Origin of the sequence: Mucilaginibacter sp., assembly GCF_041663085.1 — a bacterium.
In the GTDB taxonomy this organism is placed as follows: domain Bacteria; phylum Bacteroidota; class Bacteroidia; order Sphingobacteriales; family Sphingobacteriaceae; genus Mucilaginibacter.
In genome coordinates, this window is the sequence record NZ_JBAZRC010000066.1 from 1 (window position 1) to 23,434 (window position 23,434).

General features: G+C 41.5%; 21 protein-coding genes. 8 read left to right on the forward strand and 13 right to left on the reverse strand.

Annotation, left to right across the window (positions count from 1 at the left end; genetic code table 11):
* The 9 genes from WC615_RS13255 to WC615_RS13295 all read right to left on the reverse strand — a co-directional run.
* Positions 1-971, reverse strand: a 971-nt coding sequence (locus tag WC615_RS13255; protein WP_372978570.1) for an NTP transferase domain-containing protein, incomplete at its 3' end; no start/stop codon positions are given.
* Positions 952-1,431: a cyclic pyranopterin monophosphate synthase MoaC gene (moaC, locus tag WC615_RS13260; protein ID WP_372978571.1), complete on the reverse strand. Its 480-nt coding sequence runs from the start codon at positions 1,429-1,431 to the stop codon at positions 952-954. The genes moaC and WC615_RS13255, both read right to left, overlap by 20 nt.
* A 35-nt stretch (positions 1,432-1,466) precedes the next feature.
* The gene (locus WC615_RS13265) at positions 1,467-2,669 is read right to left on the reverse strand and encodes a molybdopterin molybdotransferase MoeA (protein ID WP_372978572.1); all 1,203 of its coding nucleotides are present in this window, start codon (positions 2,667-2,669) and stop codon (positions 1,467-1,469) included.
* A 12-nt stretch (positions 2,670-2,681) separates the two neighbouring features.
* Complete coding sequence (moaA, locus tag WC615_RS13270) at positions 2,682-3,671, reverse strand: GTP 3',8-cyclase MoaA (protein WP_372978573.1); 990 nt, start codon at positions 3,669-3,671, stop codon at positions 2,682-2,684.
* A gap of 52 nt (positions 3,672-3,723) precedes the next feature.
* Positions 3,724-4,803, reverse strand: a complete 1,080-nt coding sequence (locus WC615_RS13275; protein WP_372978574.1) for an aldose epimerase family protein — start codon at positions 4,801-4,803, stop codon at positions 3,724-3,726.
* A 122-nt stretch (positions 4,804-4,925) separates the two neighbouring features.
* Positions 4,926-5,963, reverse strand: coding sequence for a family 43 glycosylhydrolase (locus WC615_RS13280; protein WP_372978575.1), 1,038 nt, complete (start codon positions 5,961-5,963; stop codon positions 4,926-4,928).
* Positions 5,964-5,966: 3 nt separating this feature from the next.
* On the reverse strand, positions 5,967-6,836 hold the full coding sequence (locus WC615_RS13285) for an HAD-IIA family hydrolase (RefSeq protein ID WP_372978576.1): 870 nt from the start codon (positions 6,834-6,836) through the stop codon (positions 5,967-5,969).
* Positions 6,837-6,849: 13 nt separating this feature from the next.
* Positions 6,850-7,875 (reverse strand): hypothetical protein, encoded by a 1,026-nt coding sequence (locus tag WC615_RS13290; protein ID WP_372978577.1) that lies wholly within the window; start codon positions 7,873-7,875, stop codon positions 6,850-6,852.
* A gap of 222 nt (positions 7,876-8,097) precedes the next feature.
* Positions 8,098-9,456: a glutamine synthetase family protein gene (locus WC615_RS13295; protein ID WP_372978578.1), complete on the reverse strand. Its 1,359-nt coding sequence runs from the start codon at positions 9,454-9,456 to the stop codon at positions 8,098-8,100.
* A 152-nt stretch (positions 9,457-9,608) separates the two neighbouring features.
* On the opposite strand from WC615_RS13295, the gene WC615_RS13300 reads away from it, so the two are divergent.
* On the forward strand, positions 9,609-10,025 hold the full coding sequence (locus WC615_RS13300) for a gamma-glutamylcyclotransferase (RefSeq protein WP_372978579.1): 417 nt from the start codon (positions 9,609-9,611) through the stop codon (positions 10,023-10,025).
* Positions 10,026-10,054: 29 nt separating this feature from the next.
* Here the strand turns inward: WC615_RS13300 and WC615_RS13305 are convergent, their stop codons facing one another.
* Together WC615_RS13305 and WC615_RS13310 are read right to left on the reverse strand one after the other, a co-directional pair.
* A complete protein-coding gene (locus WC615_RS13305; protein WP_372978580.1) occupies positions 10,055-11,065 on the reverse strand; it encodes a glutamine synthetase beta-grasp domain-containing protein in 1,011 nt (336 codons plus the stop codon).
* A gap of 270 nt (positions 11,066-11,335) precedes the next feature.
* Positions 11,336-11,857 (reverse strand): hypothetical protein, encoded by a 522-nt coding sequence (locus WC615_RS13310; protein ID WP_372978581.1) that lies wholly within the window; start codon positions 11,855-11,857, stop codon positions 11,336-11,338.
* A 262-nt stretch (positions 11,858-12,119) separates the two neighbouring features.
* Between WC615_RS13310 and WC615_RS13315 the strand changes: the two genes are divergently transcribed.
* Complete coding sequence (locus WC615_RS13315) at positions 12,120-13,649, forward strand: malate:quinone oxidoreductase (RefSeq protein ID WP_372978582.1); 1,530 nt, start codon at positions 12,120-12,122, stop codon at positions 13,647-13,649.
* 36 nt (positions 13,650-13,685) lie between these two features.
* On the opposite strand, the gene WC615_RS13320 is transcribed toward WC615_RS13315, so the two are convergent.
* Both WC615_RS13320 and WC615_RS13325 read right to left on the reverse strand, forming a co-directional pair.
* On the reverse strand, positions 13,686-14,645 hold the full coding sequence (locus WC615_RS13320) for a TonB family protein (RefSeq protein ID WP_372978583.1): 960 nt from the start codon (positions 14,643-14,645) through the stop codon (positions 13,686-13,688).
* A gap of 131 nt (positions 14,646-14,776) precedes the next feature.
* A complete protein-coding gene (locus WC615_RS13325) occupies positions 14,777-15,808 on the reverse strand; it encodes an energy transducer TonB (RefSeq protein ID WP_372978584.1) in 1,032 nt (343 codons plus the stop codon).
* A 200-nt stretch (positions 15,809-16,008) separates the two neighbouring features.
* On the opposite strand from WC615_RS13325, the gene WC615_RS13330 reads away from it, so the two are divergent.
* From WC615_RS13330 to rseP, 6 genes are all read left to right on the forward strand, one after another.
* Entirely contained in the window at positions 16,009-16,959 is a 951-nt protein-coding gene (locus WC615_RS13330; protein WP_372978585.1) for a glycosyltransferase family 2 protein, read from the forward strand.
* 86 nt (positions 16,960-17,045) lie between these two features.
* Entirely contained in the window at positions 17,046-18,014 is a 969-nt protein-coding gene (locus WC615_RS13335) for a glycosyltransferase family 2 protein (RefSeq protein ID WP_372978586.1), read from the forward strand.
* A 9-nt stretch (positions 18,015-18,023) separates the two neighbouring features.
* Positions 18,024-18,803 carry a glycerophosphoryl diester phosphodiesterase membrane domain-containing protein gene (locus tag WC615_RS13340; protein WP_372978587.1) on the forward strand — a complete coding sequence of 260 codons (780 nt, stop codon included), beginning with the start codon at positions 18,024-18,026 and terminating at the stop codon, positions 18,801-18,803.
* 2 nt (positions 18,804-18,805) lie between these two features.
* Entirely contained in the window at positions 18,806-20,308 is a 1,503-nt protein-coding gene (locus WC615_RS13345; RefSeq protein WP_372978588.1) for a GH3 auxin-responsive promoter family protein, read from the forward strand.
* Positions 20,309-20,423: 115 nt separating this feature from the next.
* Entirely contained in the window at positions 20,424-21,599 is a 1,176-nt protein-coding gene (locus WC615_RS13350; RefSeq protein WP_372978590.1) for a 1-deoxy-D-xylulose-5-phosphate reductoisomerase, read from the forward strand.
* A 17-nt stretch (positions 21,600-21,616) separates the two neighbouring features.
* A complete protein-coding gene (gene rseP, locus WC615_RS13355; protein ID WP_372978589.1) occupies positions 21,617-22,948 on the forward strand; it encodes an RIP metalloprotease RseP in 1,332 nt (443 codons plus the stop codon).
* Positions 22,949-23,434 lie beyond the last annotated feature (486 nt).

Here is a 23,434-nt window from a genome sequence, read left to right on the forward strand (position 1 = left end):
AACGGTTCAGGAAAGTCTTTATAATCACTTTTATAAGCCGTAGCAATAGTGGCTGTATTGCGGTTATCCACCAAATGCTGTATCACATCAGCATCTACTAAAGGCAGATCGCAGGCTATAACCAGCCATGCCGCATCCGGCTGTTCGCGAAAGGCGGACAGGATGGCGCCAAAGGGCCCAAGACCGGTAAAGGTATCTGGCAGACTTGAATAATCGGCGTTTATCGTCTTTTGCTGCTCCTCATCCCGGCAGGAAATATAAACCTGGTGGCAGTGCTTTTTCAGCAGATCGGCCATGTGGTAACGCTGTTCTTTACCGTACCAGTTTACCTCGCCTTTATCAAAACCCATGCGGGTACTTTTACCGCCGGCCAATACCAATCCGTTTAAAATCGGTTTGGCTTGCTGTAGTTTGGTTTGAAAGAATTCGATGATCTGCCGGGTGTCGTTATTTAAGCTCAGCACCGGGATCTGCTTCCAATTGGGTATCGCTTCCTGTATATAATCAAACATGCCCTCGGCATTGTCTGCAAAAAGGAAAAGCTGAACATTGGTCAATTGCTCAAGCCTGCGCTGCAGGGATGCTTTTTTGTTACTATCGATAATAACCACCTGCGCTTTAGCCGGCTGATGGTTGCCGTTAACCAGTACCAGATCCATCGACGAGAATAGCTCGCGCTGTGTAAATGGCGTTAGTGTCTCCTTATAATTCAGCTGACTATGGTTAAGCTGATCCGTATATTCTAACGCTGCGCCGCTGGCCAGTTTGCCGGGCATGCCAACCATATCATCATTGTGCGAAGTATCTGCATAGGCGCATTGGTATTGGGGCGATAAGGCGGTGATCACCTGATCGGCCAGGAACTTGATCACCGTACATGGCCCGCCAAGTATAGCCCATTCATTCCGGGCGAAGTTACCCATGGCAGGGCGGGCAATATTGGTGTGCTTTTTATGCTCGTTTAAAGTCACGCTTACCTCCTGTTTTTGAGATCAGTTTGGTTTCCTTTATCACTATATCATGGCTCATGGCCTTGCACATATCGTACACGGTTAGGGCCGCTATTGATGCGCCCACCAGCGCCTCCATTTCAATGCCTGTTTTGGCTGTGATACTTGCCGTACATTCAATAATTACTTCATTATTATTAGATAACTCAATAGTAACCTTACAGTTATTCATTCCAAGTGGGTGACAAAGCGGTATCAGATCGCCGGTTTTTTTGGCGGCCATAATACCGGCGATAACAGCCGTTTGAAACACCGACCCTTTTTTAGTTTGCAGATCGCCATCTACCAGATGCGCCAATACTTCATCAGGCAATACCACAATACTGCGCGCGGTGGCCGTACGGTGTGTAATTGCTTTGGCAGATACATCAACCATCGTAGGGTTATCGTTTTTATCTAAATGACTAAAGTTTGATTCCACTGATTATTTATAAATGATTGCACAGAATTATTAGATTATACTGATTTAAAGACATGCACTTTGAATACCTCTCCTGCTTTAAATTCATTTCGCTCTAAAGGCAGCTCCATAAATGCATCGGTATCAGCTAAGTTAGCAAAATCACCCGATCCGTTCCCTTCAATGGGCTGTGCCGATAAAATACCCTGTTGTGTAAAGTTAAGCTTTACCTGTAAGAAGTATTTTAATGGCGGTGTAAAAATAATATCGCGGGCTAATTGGGCGTATACAGGCGCCTTTGCAGGCAAACCAAGCACGGCATCCAACCACAATAAAAAATAACGGTGCAGGCACATAAACGTAGCCACAGGGTTACCGGGGAATGCGAATACAAGCGCACTGTTATCATACCTGCCAAACCAAAACGGTTTGCCGGGGCGCTGCTGTACCTTATGGAACAGCTTTTTTACTCGCAGATCTTCCAGCGCCTGCGGGATATAGTCAAACTTACCCATGCTGATACCGCCGCTTAGCAGTATTACATCATAACTTTGCAGGCAGTTTTGTAATTGATGCTTGGTTATTTCCGGATCATCCGGAATGTGCAGCATATCGGCATCCAGGCCGTATTGCTTTAAAACGGCTTTTATGGTATAGTTGTTCGATTTTCTTATTTGATAATCAGAGGGTGTATCTGTCACGTCTACCAATTCATCACCCGATGATATGATCATTACTTTCGGCCATTTTTTAACCAACAGATGAGCTTTCCCTACCGATGCAGCCAAACTGATAATAGCAGGTGTTACGCACTGATTTGCAGCAGCTACAACATCACCCTGCTTTTTATCTTTTCCTTTTAGGTGGATGTTTTGGCCTTTTTTGATATCGGTTATAAGCAGCCTTGCAGTGCCGTTTTCTATCTCCAGGTCTTCATATCTAACAATGGCATCAACCGATGCTGATAAAGCCGCACCGGTCATGATCTCAACACACTCATTTGCATTATCAATATCGGCTGGTTGTTCTCCGGCTGCCTGCGTAGCTTTTATTTTGAATGTGGAGATGCCCTGTTCAATAGCTTTATAGGCTATTGCGATGCCATCCATGGTTACCCTATTATACGGTGGCAGGTCGCGGTCGGCTTTGATATCTTCTGCCAAAACACGGCCAAGCGCCAGTTCAAAGGGCACGGTTTCGGTACCGTAATCTTTTAACTGGGCAAGTATAATGCGCTCGGCTTCTTCTACCGTTATCATTTTTTGATTGATTTAACCGCCAATAGTAGCCATTGATTCATGAAAGTTTGGATTTTCCAAGCGTTTGCGTTCTGCCTCCCAGCCGTCCCTCTCGCGTACATTGAAGGCTGCACGTAAAGTTTCTTCCAGTTTAACATCATACACCCCTAAGCGCATCAGATCTTTTATGTTCAACACGCCGTCATCATAAAGGCAATTTTTCAAGGTGCCCTGCGGTGTTATCCGGATACGGTTACAGGTACCGCAAAAGGTACGCGAATAAGCCGCTATAATACCCACACTGCCCTTATGACCGGGGATATTGTAATTATACGAAGTTGAAAATTGAGGGTCGGGCACTTTTTGGATATCCGGGAACGACTGTCTTATATCGTCAAAGATCCTTACATAATCCCACACTATGCCACTATAACTATGCCCCTCGCCATTAAAAGGCATCTCTTCAATAAAACGCACACTTACCGGTAACTCTTTGGTCAGTTGTACCAGCGGAATTATATCCTGTGTGTTTTTACCGGCCATTACTACGGCGTTTATCTTAACCTCAATATCGTGCTTTAAAAGCTGCTCCATGGTTTCCATTACGCTGGCAAACTCATCACGGCGGGTAATGGTAAAAAAACGGTTGGCATCCAGGGTATCTAAACTCAGGTTTACCGATCGTACGCCTATCGCTTTCAGTTCGGCCACATGCGGAGCTGTTAAAACACCATTTGTGGTGAGGCTTAACTCTTTTAGCCCATCCAGTTTAGAAAGCGCTGTAAGCAGCTGCATAATGTCCTTGCGTACAAATGGCTCGCCACCGGTAATGCGGATCTTCTCGATACCCATTTTAACCAGCAGGGTACAAACCTGCAGCATCTCCTCGTAGGTCATCAGTTCCTTGCGCGATAGCCAGTTCAATCCATCCTCGGGCATGCAATAAAAGCAGCGCAGGTTGCAGCGGTCGGTAACGGCCAGCCGCAGGTAATTGATCTTTCGTCCGTGGTTATCTAAAAGCATTGCTACTAATTAAACGCAAAAAAGACGCGATGTTTCGCGTCTCTACACTTTATTATTTTACTACCGAAAATTTATATATCGATTGTGTTTTATAGGTTTGACCGGGGTCTAACTCTGTAGAGGGGAACGTAGGCTGATTTGGTGAATCAGGGTAGTGCTGGGTTTCAAGCGCAAATGATGTACGGAACTCATCTTTTTTGCCGCCCTTCATCACATTTTGCGCCTGCATAAAGTTACCGCTGTAAAACTGCAAAGCAGGTTCTTCGGTAAATACCTCCATTTTTATGCCACTTTTATCACCAATAACGGTAGCAATTGGTGTGGTAATATCATGCTTGCTCAACACAAAATTATGGTCGTAACCTTTACCATCCTTTAGTTGGATGTTATCTGTATTGATACGCGCCCCAATTTTTGTTGGTTTTGTAAAATCAAAGGGCGTACCGGCTACGGCTTCTATTTTACCTGTCGGGATAAGCGTGCTATCTACCGGGGTGTAATTATCGGCAGCTATCTGTACGGTATGGTCTAAAATTGTACCACTGCCTTCACCATTCAGGTTAAAAAAGGCGTGGTTGGTAAGGTTTACTACAGTGGTTTTGTCTGTAGTAGCCAAGTAACTCACCTTCATGGCGTTATCATCGGTTATCTGGTAAGTAACTTTAACATTCAAATTACCGGGGAAACCGCCTTCCATATCTTTTGCAAGGTAACTTAACTCTAATGTAGCGCTGTCTATCTGTTTGGCATCCCAAACCACTTCCTGGAAACCGGGATGGCCGGCATGCAGTGTGTTTGGCCCGTTATTAGTAACAAGTGTGTATTCTTTACCGTTTATTTTGAATTTCCCTTTAGCTATACGATTGCCGTAACGGCCAATGGTTGCACCATAGTATGGTTCTTTTGAATTAATAAAACCGTCAACGCTTTCAAATCCTAAAACAACATCTGTTAACTTACCATCTTTGTTGGGCACCAGCAGGCTTACAATACGGCCACCATAATTGGTAACGGCAGCTTCTACCCCATTTTTGTTTTTTAGGATGTAAAGGTGTGTTTGTTTCCCGTTGATGGTTTTCTCGAAGGCAGATGCCGGTGGTAATTGTGGTGCGGTTGCGGTACTGTCGGTCATGGTATTAGTTTTTTTAGCTGATTGATTACAGGCAGCAACAAATATGCTTCCCGAAATTGCGATGGCTAAAATTGGTTTTTTAAATGAGTTTAGCATAATATTTTTATAATTATTGTAGTATTTTATTTGTTTTGCGATGGTATTGTTAACAAAGCACCTTCTTTAACTGGTTCGCCAAAGTTTGGTGTACCGTCTTTATTCCAACTGAACTTTTGCATACGGGGCGAACGGTAACCGCCGCAACCCTGCCCTGGTTTTGAGTTGGCATGATACAAGATCCAGTCCTCCCGCCCATCGGGAGATTTAAAGAATGAATTATGGCCTGGCGCATACACACCATTCTTAACAGATTTTTTAAAAACGGGTTTTGCCGATTTTTTCCATGAGCGCACATCAAGCAAATCGCTGTTGGCGGAGGCTGTGAGCATGCCCAATGCATAAAAATCTGTCCAGCAGCCGCTGGCCGAGTAAATAAGGAATAACTTATTGCCGTGTTTTAGTATCTCGGGGCCTTCGTTTACGTTTACATGCGGCGGCTTGCTGTCCTTTCCTAAATCACCATATTTTTCCCAATCGTAAAGCGGACTTGAGATCTTTGAACGTTTACCGGCTATTGTCCACGGATTTTTCATTTTAGCGATATAAATATCCTGCTGCCCATTCTCGTCGCCTTCCCATCCGGCCCAGATCATGTATAGCTGGCCTCTATGCTCAAAAACCGAGCCGTCTATCGCCCATTTATCAGTATCATCACCTACCTTACCTTTAAATATCCATTCGCCTTTTAGCGGATCGGGCGAAGCATTTTCCAGCACATATAAACGGTGATGGTTATTATCGCCGTCATCCGCAGCAAAATACATGTACCACTTATGATTAATGTAATGCAATTCGGGCGCCCAAAGTTCTTTGGAATAAAGGGTATTAGCAGGTGGGATCCAAATGGTTTTCTTTTCGGCGGATGCAAGTTGGGCCATGTTTTTGGTTTTCCAAATCACCAGGTTATTTTGGGTAGAATTTGTGTAGTAGTAATAACCGTTATGGTAAATCACCCATGGGTCGGCACCTGATGGCAGCAACGGGTTAGTAAATGTTTTTTGCTGCGCGAAAGAGATCTGCGTACCAATAATAAACACCAAGCAGATTAATAATCTTTTCATCATCTATAGATTTAATGCATCAGGCCCTAAAACAGCGCTATCGCAAATATAGGTTGGCACTATACCGGTGGCCGATATGCGGTTCTCATAATCAGATGCCTGCGTATTACCTGTAAGCACCAGCACAGTATCAAGGCCAAACTTGTTACCGCCAATAATATCGGTTTGCAGTGTATCGCCCACCATAACTATCTGTTTTTTGCTGATAGTACGATAATCGCGGATCAGGTCGTACGCAAACATAAACATCTGCGAATCGGGTTTACCAAAGCGTATAAACTTTTTGCCTACAATGGTTTCTATCATTTGCGCTATACCACCGATGGCAATACCCACATCACTTTTTGATACCGGGTATGCATAATCTGTATTAGCAACAATAGCCGGAATGGTGCGTTTACGCAGCAGGTTAACCGTTTTGTTCAGGTCTTCGCACCAGTCAAAGCCCTCATCATCCATAAACACCAGCACATTCACTTTATCAATATTAGTGCTGTTTATATCGCGCACAGGTAAAGTGTGCAAGCCTGCGCTCTCCAGGTAATGCGCCGAATCTTCGGTGCCCAGATAAGCTACAATACCATCGTTCACCTTCAGATCCAGGTATTCCTTGGTGAGCATACCCGATGAGATGATCCTATCGGATGTAACAGCGTAAAGCCCTTTATCGTGATACGATTGCGCTAACTGACCCGGACTGCGAGACGCATCGTTGGTTACAATATAATATTCCTTTTTCTGCGCTTCAAGGTATTCAAAAGTGCGCTCGATGCCCGGCACCAGGCCGCTATGCGTTTTTAAAACACCAAAAGCATCGAAAAAAATAATCTCGTAGCGGTCAATAATCGATTTAAAATCTTCAATGCGTTTCATATCCGGGTAAATGTTATAATCCTAAAGCTTTAATAATCACTTCGGCATCAAAGTCCCTGTCAACCGATGGCAGGTAAATCTCTAACGCTTCGGCCTGCAGTTTTTTAGCGTATTGTTCGTTAAAGAAGTACTTACCATCCTTTATCACATAATTCAATATAAAAAAGCGGTACGCTTCTTTTAAAAATCTGATCTCATCTGCCGAAATGGGGTTAACCTCGTGATACTCTTTCAGGAAGGTGATAAACCTATCTTCCATCATAGGGCCAATCACATAGCTGAATACGGTACGGTCGCCGGCATCAGATACCACGCGGCTAAAAAAGTAAAAGTCAAGCAGGCGGTAACTCATCCTAAACCAATCGTAATCCCACCTGGAGTATAATTCAAGTTCGGGCGTAACAGAGAAGTTGCCAATATTCCAATCGATAAACACGGGAATTATCTCGAACGATTTCATGTTATACCGCGACCTGTTTTTAATAAACTGCTCGCAATGGTGTTTTATCAATTCGGCATTGCCAAACTTACCCGGATTTTTTTCTAACTGGCGCTGCAGATCGTAAATATCAGTACGCAGCGTTTTTGATGATTTTGGCAATACATTTTTAACGCGCGAACAAGCTTTATGAAACTTGCCCAATTGTATGCCCAGTTTTTTTATCTGGTCGTTATCAAGGCGGCGGGGCAACCTGTCTAAAATACGGGTTGGGTTGTAAAACACCACCCAGGCATCATCTTTACCGTGTTTGTAGCGATATACGTATACCCTATTGTTTTTAAGCAGGGATTTTGAAAGCAGGTTCTCGAACGGGTAAAGCAGGTTGTTTGATAAAGACTGGATGATGCGGTGATCTTCCTTAAAATGCTCAAACTTGCCAAAAAAGGAAAGCTTGGCAATAATAATATCCTCATCATGAAAAGTGATGCGATAAACGTGATTGGTAGAAACCATCGCGCTGATATCCTCAATATCCCTGATGGTTTTAGAACTATCGTAGCCTTCCCAGGCTGATTTTATAATGAGATGAAAGTCCACTTTATATTGGTTTATAATTGCATAGATAGGTTATTTAACCACAAAGGGCAAATTATATAGATTAATTAACCACATAGGGCGTAGAGTTTTTCACAGGGTTCACAGAGATTCATTCATAGGCGGTAATGAGTCATTTATATATTACTTCATTTTCAATCATCCAATCTCTGTGTTTCTCTGTGATTTCAATCTCTGTTAACTCTGTGGTTAAAAAATAAAAAACTAAATGCTTTCGAAATACCTCTTCAACTCCCAGTCGCTTACGCTTTTGGCGTATTGGCGGTGCTCCCACAGGCGGGTATTGGTAAAATGTTCCACAAAGCCCTCGCCGAATAACTCTTTGGCAATGGCGGATTGCTGCATAGCTGTTGCTGCGTCATACAAATTGGTATGCAAACTGCCGTTGCTTTTGTTTTGATAGCCATTGCCTACAGTCGGGGCAATATCAAGCTTTAGTTTGTGTTTTATACCATATAATCCCGAAGCAAGGGCCGCTGCGATGGCCAAATATGGGTTGGTATCTGAACCCGGGATGCGGGTTTCCAGCCTTGTGGCTGCTTTTGAGGTATTGATAACGCGCAGTGCCGTAGTACGGTTATCCACTCCCCAGGTGATGGTGGTTGGCGCCCAGGCACCTTCAACAAGCCGTTTATAACTATTGATGGATGGCGCGTACATAGGCAGCAAATGCGGCAGGCAATAAAGCTGGCCGGCAAGGTATTGCTTATGCAATTCGCTCATTTTGTTTACATCCTTGTCGTCATAAAACAAATTCTCTGATTGGTCTTTAGTCCACAGGCTTTGGTGGATATGGCCGCTGCAACCCGGCAATTCCTGGTTCCATTTGGCCATAAAGGTTGCGGCAATACCATGCTTATAAGCAATTTCTTTAACAGCGGTTTTAAACAATACAGCCTTATCCGCAGCATCTAACACTTCGGAGTGAGCAATGGCGGCTTCATAAACACCGGGGCCGGTTTCGGTATGGAGGCCTTCTATCGGGATATTGAACTGCGTTAACAGGTTAAACAGATCATAATAAAAAGCGCTGTTTTGCGAAGTGCGCAATATCGAATAACCAAACATACCCGGTGTTAAAGGCTCCATATTGGCAAAACCCTTTTGCTGGAGCGTTTGCGGCGTTTCTTTAAAGTTGAACCATTCAAATTCCTGCGCAAACTCGGCATGGTAGCCCATATATGTGCATTGTTTGGCTATTTGCTTTAACAGGCTGCGCGGGCAAGCAGGCAGCGCCTTATTATCCGGCCCGGTATAATCCGCTAAAAAGAACGGGATATTATCCTGCCAGGGCACGGTGCGCATGGTTGATAGATCGATATAACACTCCTTATCAGGGTAACCGGTGTGCCAACCTGTAAGTTCTATATTATCATAGGTAACATCGGTGCTATCCCATCCAAAAACCACATCGCAAAAGCCGATACCATTTTGCAGGCCATCCATAAGTTTTTGAACACTTATTACCTTGCCCCGTAAAATGCCATCGATATCCGCAAAAGCAAATTTTACCTTTTGGATGTTATTTTCTTTTATGTAGGTGATAACTTGTTCCGTGTTCATGGTATTAGTATAAAATGCCAATTTAAGATTATTTAACCACAGAGGGCACAAAGAAAAAACACAAAGTTCACAGAGGATTGATGCTTTGTGCTTATCTGTGAAAACTTTGTGCTCTTTGTGGTTAAATTTTCAAAGAGTTTTACCTTTAAAAAATGATTGATTTTCTGTTCATTTACGGTACATTATTGCAACCCGGCAACCCATTTGCCAATTATCTCAGCCGAAATTGCACCTACCTATCCCCCGGGAAACTTAAAGGACTGCTTTATGATATTGGTGAATACCCCGGCGCTATAGTAACTGATAATACCGACGGCTATATCTACGGCAGTATCTTCAAACTTCATCATACCGAAGAAAACTTACGGGTGATTGATGATTATGAAGGTTACGGGCCTGAACAGGATCTGCCTAATTTGTACATCCGGTCGGTGGCACCCATTGAAACTGACAGTGGTGCTGTAGATGCCTGGATATACCTATACAATTTACCTACCAATGGCCTGCCTCAAATAGCATCAGGCAACTATGCCGAGTATATAAAGCAAAAAAAATCCCCCGGTAGTTAAGCGGGGGATTTTTTAATATGGCAGGGTTATTAAACCTTAGCTGTTTTTACAGTTTTGATAATAACTGCAGCAACTTTGTATGGATCGGCAGCAGAGTTAGGGCGACGATCTTCCAGGTAACCGCTCCAGTTGTGATCTACAGCGTATAACGGGATACGGATAGATGCACCACGGTCAGATACACCGTAGCTAAAGTCGGTTATAGAAGCAGTTTCGTGTTTACCGGTTAAACGTTGATCGTTATCAGCACCGTAAACAGCAATACACTCAGCAACCGCAGGGCGGAATGCCTCGCAAACTGCTTTAAATTTAGCTTCGCTGTTTGCAGTACGCAATAAAGTGTTTGAGAAGTTAGCGTGCATACCAGAACCATTCCAGTCTAACTGACCTAATGGTTTGCAATGCCAGTTGATGGCAACACCGTAGCTTTCGCCAATTCTTTCTAATAAGTAACGTGCAACCCAAATTTGGTCGCCAGCCTCTTTAGCACCTTTAGCGAAGATCTGGAACTCCCACTGACCGGCAGCAACCTCAGCGTTGATACCTTCAACGTTTAAGCCTGCTTCTAAACAAGCATCTAAGTGCTCTTCAACAATATCGCGTCCGTAAGCGTTTTTGGCGCCTACCGAGCAATAGTATGGGCCTTGTGGTGCAGGGTAACCACCTTTAGGGAAACCAAGCGGTTTATCAGTTTCAGGATCCCAAAGGAAATACTCCTGCTCAAAACCAAACCAAAAATCATTATCATCATCCTGGATAAGCGCACGGCCGTTAGACTCATGTGGCTTACCTTTTGAATCCAATACTTCGCACATTACAAGATGAGCATCTTTGCGTTGTGGATCCGGGCAAGTAAATACCGGCTTTAAAATACAATCTGATGAACCACCCGGTGCTTGCTCGGTTGATGAACCGTCAAAGCTCCAGTTATCTAAATCTTCAACTTTACCGCTAAAAGATTTAACAATTTTTGTTTTACTACGCAGGCTTTGGGTTGGTTTGTAGCCATCAAGCCAGATGTACTCAAGTTTTGTTGCCATTTTTAATGATGATTTGTATTTTTTTAAGTTTAAAGTATAGCTTTTATAAAATCAGTTATAATTACAGTGCGAATTTAAATTATTTTTATAAATTTCATAGTAATGTTGATAAAATTTATAAAAATTAACAATAAAACTTAAATAAAATTCTAAAATCCATTAAATGTGCAATATTTATAGACATAAAACTATGCTTACATAACAAATACACGTAAAATAAAAAAGCAGGACAACCAAACTAATAATTACCCTGCTTTTCACAAAAAAACATTATTTACTTGAAGCAACACCCCAATAACACTTGTTTCTTATCTTTTTAAGGCCAATACTATCAACTTTAACCTCTATATTATGGCTATCCGCTACTAAAAATAGTTTTGAAAGGCTGTTATCGTAAATAAATGATGCAATTTTGTTATTTGCCGTTCCTTTTTCCATTACATCAAGCTTTAAACCGTTTGTAGTACTGCGTTTATTGGTTGTATCACCGGTGTTTGCCCCCTCCGCCCAGTTTACAACATAACTTATAATACTTGCTGATTTAGAAGCAACAGCAGTTTTATAATCGCCCGTGCTTTGAATAACTTTTATAAGGCATTTAACGCATGGGTCGGCAACAGTGGCGTTACCATAATTTTTTTTCGGGTTATTGCTTATGCTGTCTTTCTTTCCGTTAATAGTAACGGCAGTTTTGGTAACGTCGGCAGAAACCGCCTTGGGCTTATTATTGCACGAACTGCATACTATATAGTAAAGTACAAGTGCACTTATTTTAACAATTGATCTTGACATAGCTTATAGTGGTTTATAATTAAACAGTTACGCGGGCTATTTGTGTTATTACATATAAAGTATGTATCCTTTATCACCAAAACATGTAATATTTAACAATTAAGGTGCTTTAATAGCGATTTTTTATATAAATTTTACTAAAATTGCCTTCGATATTCCAAACAGGTATATACACAGCAATGCATCATCCCCATTGCACTTAGTGTAAACTTTATATCATTTAATTAGTTAATAACACGTATTAATCCACCAAATAATTTATTTGAATGTATCTTTAGCATTCAATAATATCATGAATAACGGCAGTAATAGTTCAAATACAACAGTTGATGTAGTTTTAGTTGGCGCGGGCATTATGAGCGCAACACTTGGGGTAATGCTTAAACAGTTGCAGCCCGATCTTACCATAGAAATATTTGAACGCCTGGATACAGTTGCTGCCGAAAGTTCTGACGCGATGAATAACGCGGGCACAGGCCACTCTGCCTTTTGCGAACTTAACTACACCCCGCAACGCAAGGATGGATCGATAGAAATAACAAAGGCCATAAAAATTGCCGAGCAATTTGAAATAAGCAAAGAGTTTTGGACATTTTTAATAGAAAATGGCTACGTTGATTCGCCGCAAAGCTTTATCAGCAAAATACCGCATATGAGCTTTGTTTGGGGCGATGAAAATGTTGATTACCTTAAAAAACGACGTGATGCGTTAGTACAGCACCACTTTTTTAAAGGCATGGAATATTCTGAGGACCATGCGCAGCTAAAAAAATGGATCCCGCTGGTGATGGACGGGCGAGATGAAGGCCATAACGTATCGGCCACATACATGGATCTGGGTACCGATGTGAATTTTGGCGCGCTAACCCGCAGCCTGATTGATAAGCTTAAACAAAAACCGGGTGTTAATTTAAGCCTTAACCATGATGTTAATGATATTAAACGCAATAAAGACAATAGCTGGCAAATAAAAGTAAGCGACCGCATAAGCGGCAACAAACGTAAACTGAACGCTAAGTTTGTATTTGTTGGCGCAGGTGGTGGCGCTTTACCCCTGCTGCAAAAATCGGGCATACCTGAGAGCAAAGGTTTTGGCGGTTTCCCGGTAAGCGGGCAATGGCTGGTTTGTACCAACCCTGCGGTAATTGAAAAGCATAACGCTAAAGTTTACGGCAAGGCATCGGTAGGTTCGCCGCCTATGTCGGTACCGCATTTGGATACACGGATGATAGATGGTAAAAAAGCATTGCTTTTTGGGCCCTACGCCGGTTTCTCAACCCGTTTCCTAAAAAAAGGGTCGTTGCTTGATCTGTTCACTTCTATAAAATTCAACAATATATTACCGCTGCTTGCTGTAGGGCGCGATAACATGGCGCTTACCAAATACCTTATCAGCCAGGTGCTGCAATCATCGGGCGACAGGCTAAAGGCGCTACAGGAGTACTTCCCGGCTGCTAAGGCAGATGAATGGGTATTGGATATTGCCGGCCAGCGGGTGCAGGTTATAAAGAAAGATGCCAAACGTACCGGTGTGCTTGAATTTGGTACCGAAGTAGTAACAAGTGCCGATGGCAGCATCTCTGCCCTTTTAGGTGCTTCGCCGGGTGCTTCAACATCTGTACCTATTATGGTTGATCTGATTAGCCGTTGCTTTAAAGAGCAGGCAAAATCAACCGCATGGCAGGACAAGTTCAAGCAGATGATCCCTTCTTACGGTCAATCGCTGGTTACTGACGAGGCTTTGGCTGTAGCTACAAGGGAGCGTACAAGTAAGGCGTTGGGGTTGATTTAATCTGATTTAATTGAAACACGGTCTCTCATAGGTTATTTATTGTGTGCTTAAGGCAAATGCAACCGGTATACTGTATTGAACCCTTACTGGTTTACCATGATTAAGTCCGGGATTCCATTTTGGCGATATCGACATTACTCTTACAGATTCTTCATCACATCCGCTACCTATACCCCGTACAAGCTTAACATTGGTTAATGTTCCGTCTTTTTCAACCATAAAACTAACTATTACCCTGCCCTGCACATTATTATCCCTTGCTCCTTTAGGATACTGGACATTCCGTGATAAATATTTATTAAGTTCTGTATAGCCACCCGGAAAACTGGGAAGAACCTCTACCTTTTCGAATACATTATCTTTTAAAAATTCCTTACCTGAAACAATCTCTCCCTGTTTATAAACAATACTGTATACAGTATCTACAACGTGCCTCTTCCATTCGCCATCTTCTTTTCCGTTTACCACCGGCCCCTTTAAAAATGCGGTTGGATCCATATCAGCATTAAATTTCAGCCAAACTCCATTACCATTTTCGGCAAGCGTTTTCCCCGTAGAATCCTGGCAACTCTTTAAATAATAAATACCATCTGCTTTATAATCTATGATACTAAATAAACCTCCATTAGGATAATACTCTACAGCCTCACCAACCAATACACCTTTATTATAGTTTTTTATGCTTTTACGATGGCCGTTTTCGTAATACTCCATACAATATCCTTGCATACCTGATTGAAAATCTAATTCTTTACGGGAGGTTTTGACAACAAGTTTGGGTTTGTCATTCAAATAAAACTCTTCAACCTTAAGCATGCCTGAATCTACATTGGTATAAAGTCTGATAAATTTCGCCGTTTTTGCGCTGCTTGCCAGTATCCTGTCAGTAAGCATATAATAATATTCCGAATCGACTTTTGCCTGTTCTTTTACATTTTGAGCAAAAGCCCCGGTACAGCTAAACAGAAATAACAATAAGAGTATAGGTTTATTCATAATTAAAAATCAGACGCTAAAGTAAAAAAACGAAGTGTAATTATAAGTTCTTAAAAGAAACAATAACTATCTGGATCATAAGCAAAATGGCTGCCTAAATAGGCAGCCATTTTGCTTATGATTGTTATCTTTTACTTTAAAATAGATGAATAAGTAGGTACAGTATGCGGTATTGAATAAAATGGCTGTGAATAAAACGGCGACGTTTCTGAAGGATTAAGCTTCGACTCTGGTGAAAAACTTATGGGTAATGTATAAGAAACTCTTCGTGCCACTCCATATAAAATACCCGGCTGCCATTTCGGAGAATTTTCTAAAACGCGCAAAGCCACCGCGTCAACATCTGCACTGATACCTTTTACCACTTTGATATTAGAAAGGCTGCCGTCTTTTTCAATAATAAAATTCATTAAAACAATGCCATCAATATTTTTGCTTTGGATTGATTTTGAATGTCTCGTGTTTCGCGACAAAAAATCACCTAATTTTTCATTACCACCGCGAAACGCGGCCTGGGTATCAAAATCCTTACAGTTTTCATATACCTTGTTATCATTAGCAAACAAATTACCTGAAACAAACACACCGCTTTTATAAATACCCCTGGCTTTTACTCCATTGTCATCAAAGCCGGTCCATTCACCATTTTGTTTACCATTTACAATGGCGCCTTCTGCAATAACTTTAAAGTTATCATTATATATCATCCATCTACCGTTGCCATTTTCTGCTATTGCATTACCGTTAGCATCAAAGCTTTGTACAATACGGTTATTGTTTGTAGTATAGTAAGTTTGCCCGTTTGGATAGTAGAATACAGCATCGCCAACTAAGGCACCATCTTTATAATTGCGGATAGATTTACGGTTGCCATCTTTAAAATACTCTATATAGCTGCCGTATAACGATTCTGATGTACCTGCATCACGCGTGTGTGCAATAAGTTTTTTATTACCGTTCATATAAAAGTCAAGAACGGTAGATGTTTTTTTATCCACTTCTGGGTCTGGTGGTAATATCTGTCGCACAAAGTCTGCTTTTTCTTTACTCTCAACAATATCCCCCGAATTAGCCATGTAAACAGTGGTTACATTTTTTGTTTGAGCAAAGGCCTGCGATACCCCTAAAGCCATTAAGGAAATCAGTAATGTTCTTTTTTTCATGAGTTTGATATTTAGGTAAAGAGTTGATAAGCGGGGTATTATAGATATGACAACAGATATTTTAAATGGTTTAATGCAAATTAAATTTATTTTTTTAATAAAACAATATGCCAGCCGGTAGCTGATGACAGAATGTTAATTAATCAATCCCTATTTTTTATATTTTTGCAGTTGCCTGACAAAAGGTTTTTTTCTTATAAATGGATATATCAGTAGTAGTACCACTTTACGACGAAGTAGAATCATTACCCGAGCTTACCACCTGGATAAGCCGCGTAATGGACGAGAACCGTTATACATACGAGATCATACTGGTTGACGATGGCAGCAAAGATGGGTCGTGGGACATGATCGTAAAACTAAAGGAAAGCAACCCCTTTATAAAAGGCTTAAAATTTAGGCGTAATTATGGTAAATCAGCCGCTTTAAACACTGGTTTTGAAGCTGCCAACGGCAATGTAATTATTACCATGGATGCCGACCTGCAGGATAGCCCCGACGAAATACCCGGCCTTTACCGCCGCATTACCGAAGATAAATACGACCTGGTATCGGGCTGGAAAGCAAAACGTTACGACCCTTTAACCAAAACCATACCTACCAAGTTTTTTAACGCCGCAACCCGCAAAATGAGCGGGATACATAACCTGCACGATTTTAACTGCGGCTTAAAGGCTTACCGTAAAACCGTTGTAAAAAACATTGAAGTATATGGCGAAATGCATCGTTATATACCTGTACTGGCCAAATGGGCCGGTTTCACCAAAATTGGGGAACAGGTGGTTGAACACCGCGCCCGTAAATATGGTAAAACCAAGTTTGGCTGGACACGCTTTATAAACGGTTTCCTTGATCTGCTCTCAATATTTTTTGTGGGCAAATTTGGCAAACGCCCTATGCACTTTTTTGGCGCTATGGGCACCCTTAGCTTTTTTGCAGGTATTATTATTGCCATTTACTTGGTAGGCGAAAAACTGTACGACCTGGCGCATCATATTGTACCGAGGCAGCCAACAGATAATCCGTTGTTCTATTTTGCCCTTGTAGCTATCATATTAGGTTCCCAGTTATTTTTAACAGGTTTTGTTGCCGAGCTTGTTGCCCGCAGCGCCTCTGAACGCAACAGGTACCAAATTGAAGATACTATTTAGTTAAGTAGTTGATTAAGTGAGTGGTTAATGATTTAAAATCATGAACCACTCACCTAATCAACTCAATCAACCACTCACTATACCGAATGTTTTTTTCTATCATCATACCTTTATATAATCGTCCGCAAGAAATAAGTGAATTACTGGGCACCCTTGTACAGCAAACGTATAAGCAGTTTGAGGTTTTGGTTATAGAAGATGGTTCGGCTAACAGGGCTGAGGATATTGTTAAGGGATATGAAGACGTGCTTGATGTGCGTTACTTTGAAAAACCCAACGAGGGCCAGGGTTTTACCCGCAACTTTGGTTTTGAACGTGCCAAAGGTGATTATTTTATTGTATTCGATTCGGACTGCCTGATCCCTGCAAATTACCTGGAAATAGTAAACAATTCGCTAAACAACAACTGGCTTGATGCATACGGCGGCCCTGATGGTGCGCACGAATCATTTACGCCCATACAAAAGGCCATCAGTTACTCCATGACCTCCCCTTTCACCACCGGCGGAATCCGTGGTAATAAAAAAGGGATAGGCCAGTTCCATCCGCGTAGCTTTAACATGGGTATATCGCGCCGGGTTTGGGAAAAAGCAGGTGGTTTTATAATTACCCGTTTGGGCGAAGATATTGAATACAGTATCCGCATCCACTCGTTAGGTTATAAAATTGGGCTGATACCCGAGGCCATTGTTTACCATAAGCGCCGCACCGATTTTTTAAAGTTTTACAAACAGTTACATTTCTTTGGCAGGGCGCGTATTAACATCTATAAGTTTTTCCCCTCGCAGCTTAAGCTGGTGCATTTTTTCCCGGCATTTGCTACAGTGGGTATAATTTTTACAATAATTGCCAACATAGCGCAGTGGCCAATTGCCCTGCTTTGCAATGTTTTATTATTAGTTTATATTTTGTTAATATTTTTTCACTCCTGGAGTAAAAATAAATCGGCAAAAATTGCATTTTTGAGCATAATAGCTGCCTTAACGCAACTTACAGCCTACGGGTTAGGATTTATGCAGGATTTTTGGAAGCGTGTAGTGTTAAAAAGACCATAAAAACGTAGTATGTACCACCCTTTCTCTATTTTCGAAACCATCAAAGCTGCGTGGGGCGTAATTAAAAAGAATTATATTTCCTTAATAATCTACTCGGTAATTTCGTTAATATTATTTCAAATAATAAGCTTTATTACATCTCTTTTTTTCTTTTTTGACAATACATATAGCAAAATAATTGTGGTGCTATTAATGATGTTGGTTCAGTCTTATCTTACATTGAGTTTTTATAAGCTTATTCTGACATTAATATACAAAGAGTATTATGAATTTGAGTTTGGTGATATAATACCATCTTTTAAGATGGCGCTAAATTTTGTAGTCATAGGTTTATGCATGGTAGTATTAGTAGGCACTATTATCTTTATAAACAACCAGCTACAAGAATATACCACCTTAATGCTAATTTTAGATAAAGTTGAAATATTGGCTTTAGCTTATGTGCTAATTCGGTCTATTTTTTGTTTATGTTTTATTGTGGACGATGATTCAGGTCCAATTGAGTCTTTAAAACAAAGCTTTTCTATAACTAAAAACAACTTCTTTAAGCTTGTGGTACTCATATTAATTGTATTAATATTTATCGCTGTTCTACTAGTATTAATTAATGGTGTTATTACATTGTTTACTACAGAAAATACAACCTCAGAAGCATATATATTAAAAATTGCAGGTATTTTTTGGTTTGCTTTATCGTTCCCTACAGTACAAGTAATGATAATGACCACATATAAAAGGTTAGTTTACAGCCACCAGGATGTGGATGATGATATTGCCGAAACCAACTAATTATGGGTTTAAAAGCAGCATTAAGCAAAGTATTTGCCTGGTATGTAAACAGGCAATTGAATAACGTTCGCCAAAATGCCCTTGCACTTCAGCAAAAAACCTTCAGCAATTTAATCCATGAAGCTAAAAATACCGTCTTTGGTACCGATCATCATTTTGATTCAATTAAAAATTACGAAGATTTTAAAAAACACGTACCTGTACGAGATTATGAAGAACTACGACCGTACATAGAACGTGTTGTACAGGGCGAAGAAAATGTAATGTGGCCCGGTAAACCCGCTTACCTTGCCAAAACATCGGGCACAACATCAGGCGTAAAGTATATCCCTATCTCAAAAGAAAGCATGCCCGAGCATATCAAGGCTGCGCGCAACGCTTTGTTAAGTTATATTCATGAAACAGGCAAGGCCGATTTTGTAGATGGCAAAATGATATTCCTGCAAGGCAGCCCTGTGCTTGCAGAAAAGCATGGCATACAAACAGGCCGGCTATCGGGCATTGTAGCGCACCATGTGCCCGGCTATTTGCAAAAAAACCGCCTTCCATCCTACCAAACCAATTGTATTGAAGATTGGGAAGAAAAGGTAGATGCCATTGTACAGGAAACCGCCAAAGAGGATATGCGCCTCATATCGGGCATACCGCCATGGTGCCAGATGTATTTCGACAGGCTTTCTGCAGTATCAGGCGGTAAAAAGATCAAAGACATCTTCCCCAATTTTAAACTGTACGTACACGGCGGCGTAAACTACGAGCCCTACCGCGCCCGTATGGAGGAAAGTATCGGATTTAAGATAGACAGTATAGAAACTTACCCTGCGTCAGAAGGGTTCATCGCCTTCCAGGATTCGCAAAAGGAGAAAGGTTTGTTGCTGATGGTTGATGCCGGCATCTTTTACGAGTTTATCCCATCCGAAGAATATTTTAACGATAACCCTACCCGCATCAACCTTAAAGATGTAGAGCTTGATAAGAACTACGCGTTAATCATGAACACCAGCGCCGGTTTATGGGGTTACAGCCTTGGTGATACCGTTAAGTTTGTATCAAAAAACCCATATAAAATTGTGGTGAGCGGTCGCATCAAACATTATATCTCGGCCTTTGGCGAACATGTTATTGGCGAAGAAGTTGAGCAGGCCTTAATGGGCATAGCTGCCGAAGAAGGTGTTGATGTAATAGAATTTACCGTTGCCCCGCAGGTAGCCCCTGCAGATGGTGGTTTACCCTACCACGAATGGTTTATTGAGTTTGGCAAAGAGCCAAAAGACCTTGCTGCTTTCGCGCTGAAGGTGGATAAGGCCCTGCAGCAAAAAAATATTTACTATTTTGACCTTATTGAGGGTAACATATTGCAGCCCTTAATCGTCAGAAGTTTAAAAAAGGATACCTTTATAAACTATATGCGCAGCCAGGGTAAACTGGGCGGGCAAAATAAGGTTCCGCGCCTGTCAAACGACAGGAAGATAGCGGATGAGTTAAAGGGATATATTAACGAATAAAAACCAAGCGTCATTGCGAGGTACGAAGTAATCTCCTGATAGCCTATCTATCATGGATTGTTTTGAGATTGCTTCGTACCTCGCAATGACGAATTATTATAGATAATTGGACAAGATAAAGAACATCGCCATCCTCGGCTCTACAGGTAGTGTTGGTACACAAACACTTGAAGTTATTAAAGATAACGATGAGCTGTTCAGTGTATTCATGCTTACTGCCAATGCAAATGCATACCTGCTTATTGAACAGGCCATTGAGTTTCTGCCAAAATATGCCATCATCTGCGATGAATCAAAATACCAGCAGGTAAAAGATGCATTGGCGCATTTGCCTGTTGAAGTTTTAGCCGGGCACCAGGCCATCAAAGAAACCGTTACCCATCCGGATATCGATATTGTGCTGACCGCTATGGTTGGCTTTGCAGGTTTAGAACCCACCATTAATGCTATTAAAGCCGGTAAAGATATCGCGTTAGCAAATAAAGAAACCCTGGTGGTTGCAGGCGAGATCATAACAACCCTTGCCAAAGAACATAACGTTAAAGTATTACCTGTTGATAGTGAGCATTCGGCCATATTTCAGTGCCTTGCCGGTGAGCAGGATAATAAAATTGAAAAGATAATCCTTACGGCATCAGGCGGGCCTTTCAGGGGTAAAAGCCTGGAATACTTAACAACTGTTACCAGCGAGCATGCGCTTAAACATCCCAACTGGGTGATGGGCGCCAAGATCACTATCGATTCGGCATCGCTGATGAATAAAGGGCTGGAGGTTATAGAGGCCAAATGGCTTTTCGACCTGCGGGCCGACCAGGTGGAGGTAATTGTTCACCCACAGTCAATAGTGCATTCGTTGGTGCAGTTTGAGGATGGCTCAATTAAGGCGCAAATGGGTGTGCCCGATATGAAGTTGCCGATACAGTATGCCCTTACCTATCCTGCCCGCGTAAAAACAAACTACAAAAGGTTTAATTTTATAGATTATCCAACGCTGAGCTTCGAAAAGCCGGATATGGATACCTTCCGAAACCTTAAACTGGCATTTGATGCCTTAGAGCAAGGCGGCAATATGCCTTGCATTATTAATGCGGCAAATGAAGTGGCTGTAGCGGCTTTCCTTAAAAATGAAACCGGATTTTTAGCCATGAGCGATATAATTGAAACCTGCATGCAGCAAATAAATTACATCCCAAACCCGTCGTTAACAGACTATTTGAATACTGATAAAGAAACACGCATATTTGCGCAAAATTTAATACAACAAACGCCGTTAAAGGCAGTACGATCTTAATACATATATAAATACGAATGGACGTTTTAATAATGGCCGGCCAACTGATACTTGGTCTTTCAATTTTGGTGATACTACATGAGTTTGGGCATTTTTTAGCAGCCCGGGCTTTCGGAATAAAGGTTGAGAAATTTTACTTGTTTTTTGATGCATGGAATTTCAGCCTGTTCAAATTTAACTACAAAGGTGTTGAATACGGCATTGGCTGGCTACCGCTTGGCGGCTATGTAAAAATTGCCGGTATGATAGATGAATCTATGGATACCGACCAGATGGCCGGCCCGCCCCAGCCCTGGGAGTTCCGTTCAAAACCGGCCTGGCAGCGCCTTATTGTAATGCTTGGCGGTATCATTGTAAACATTATAGTAGGTATCTTCATATTCTGGGTGCTTACCATTCGCTACGGTGAAACCTATACCCCTAACGCTAATATCAAATATGGTATAGTGCCGGGTAAGATTGGTACCAAAATGGGCCTGAAAGCGGGCGACAAGATCAACTCGGTTAACGGCAAACCAATTGTACGTTTCGAAGATCTGATCAGTTCAAAAGTATTGCTTGATAAAACAGTACTGAACGTACAACGTGGCACCCAAACCTTAGATATAAAGGTACCTCCTACCATCCTTAACGATCTTTCTGATTACGGCATTGAAGAATTTATAAGCCGTGCGCCGCGTAGCAAGTTCAGCGTTGATTCTGTTTACGGTGCAGCTAAAAAAGCCGGCTTAACAAAAGGTGATAGCATTGTTGGCATTGATAACATTAAAGTAAATTTCTTTGATGAATTTCAGAGCCAGTTGCTTGCTCATAAAAACAAACTGGTACAGCTTTCGGTAAAACGCAGGGATAGCCTGTTAACCGTATCTGCGCAAGTGGATAAAAACGGCAAACTTGGTTTCTCACGCCCTTTAAAAGAGATATTACCAAAAGATACTACTATTAAATACAGTTTCTTTGCTTCACTGCCTATTGGTGCTACCAAAGCATGGAGTATGTTTACAGATAATGCAAAAGGCATTGGCAAAATATTTACCGGCCAGGTAAAGGCGCGTAAGGCTATATCAAGCCCTATAGGCATTGCTGTAATGTTTGGCAGCCATGTAGACTGGATCCGCTTTTGGAGCCTTGTGGGCTTCCTTTCGATGGTATTGGCATTAACAAACCTGTTACCTATCCCGGGCCTGGATGGCGGCCACACCGTTTTCTTGATTATTGAGATGATAAAAGGCAAACCACTAAGCGATAAATTCCTTGAACGGGCACAGATAGTAGGTTTTGTGCTACTGATATCATTAATGGTGTTTGCCTTCGGTAATGATATTGTAAAACAAGTGATGAAGAAGTAATTTTGTTTAAACAACAATATAGAAAGCCGCTTCAGTTTTGAAGCGGCTTTTTTGTTACTTATGCCCGGTTTCGCCAGTTGTGGTTATACCGCCTGTATAGTATGCACTTAAATTACTATCGTAAAAAGTTGTTGGTGACAACGGCATAAGTCATAAGCTCCAAAATCCTCCGTTCCATTTTGTCCCATTTCGCAAAAAATGGAACAAGGCTTAATTTATAATCATCTAAAAAATAAGCGTTTATAGATATACTATTATGTACCGGCACTTGCCTGCTAACAGCCAAAAAAGGGCGAAAATGGGCGAAAGAAGGTCGAAAAAAAGTCGTTTTTTCCGGTGATGGATTGTTCAGTTATTTTTGACTTGTCCTGAAATAGGTTGACAAAAAAGTACCAAATGAAAAAGACAATTAATAAGTCATCGATCATCCGGGAGTATTTTAAAGGAGGGTCTGGTTTTCGTACCTTAGGTATCAAATATGGCTAC